Consider the following 1,052-nt stretch of genomic DNA (forward strand, 5'->3'; position numbering starts at 1 on the left):
CGTCTGGGCCGGAGCCGACGCCTCGGCGATCGTGGCGCCGGGGATGCTGTTCTACAAGCTCGACATGAGCGGGGCGCGGTTCGTCGAAGCCGTCCTGGCCAACTGCAGCTTCATCGAATGCAACCTGCAGGGCGCAGACTTCAGCGGCGCGGATCTCGGCGCGGCCAGCCTGGTCGGCTGCAATGCCGCGAACGCCCGCTTCGTCGGCGCCCGGATGGCTGGCGCGGTGGTGGTCAAGACCACACGCCTGGCGGGGGCCGATTTCACCGGCGCCATGCTGGCCAATGCCAACCTGGGCGAATGCGACCTGAGCGGCGCGCGGCTGGCGCGGGCGAACCTCGCGGGGGCGAACTTCGGCATGGGCCTTCTTTCGGACAGCGACCTGCGCCTGGCGAACGCCAAAGGGGCGCTGTTTCGCAAGGCGGGGCTGCAGCGGGCCCGTCTCGCGGGCGCCAACTTCCACGATGCCATCCTGCAGTCCGCCGACCTGCGCGGCGCGGATCTGCGCGAGGCCAACCTCTTCGGCGCCGACCTGTCCCGCGTGCGGCTCGATGGCGACGCGAAGTTCGACGGGGCGTTGCTCGAACGTGCGCGCATCCACCCACGGCTGACGCCGGAACAGCATGCGGGAGGGCGTTGAGATGCCCAGCGCACTGCTKACCCCGAAACTGCTGGCACTCGCCGTGACGCTGGGCGAGCCGATGGAAGACAAGGACTTTGGCGCCGGCGCCTATGCGCGCGCGTACCTGGCCGGCGGCGTGTTCTCGCGCTGCCGGTTCGACGAGGCCGACCTGCGCGGCGCCGACCTGCGCGAGACGCTGTTCGACCAGTGCAGCTTCAAGGGCGCGCTGATGGACGGCGCCAGCCTGCGCCGCGCCGTGCTCAACCGGTGCACCCTCGACCATGCTGCGCTGCGCAGTGCCGACCTGCACGGCGCGGTGCTGACCGACTGCGCGCTGCCGCATGCGCAACTGACCCAGGCTGTGCTGTCGATGGCAACCGTCTCGAACTGCGACTTCGCCCATGCCGCGCTGATCGGAGCCGACCTGGAG

At 70.5% G+C, this 1,052-nt stretch carries 2 protein-coding genes; both read left to right on the forward strand.

Features of this window, described 5'->3' with window-relative positions; genetic code table 11:
• Nucleotides 1-640, forward strand: a 640-nt coding sequence (locus AC04L7_RS19475) for a pentapeptide repeat-containing protein (RefSeq protein WP_475513813.1), incomplete at its 5' end; no start/stop codon positions are given.
• A 1-nt stretch (nt 641) separates the two neighbouring features.
• A partial coding sequence (locus tag AC04L7_RS19480; RefSeq protein ID WP_475513814.1) for a pentapeptide repeat-containing protein occupies nt 642-1,052 on the forward strand: 411 nt, incomplete at its 3' end.

The sequence above is a fragment of the Pseudoxanthomonas sp. LjRoot204_2 genome, from assembly GCF_056175765.1.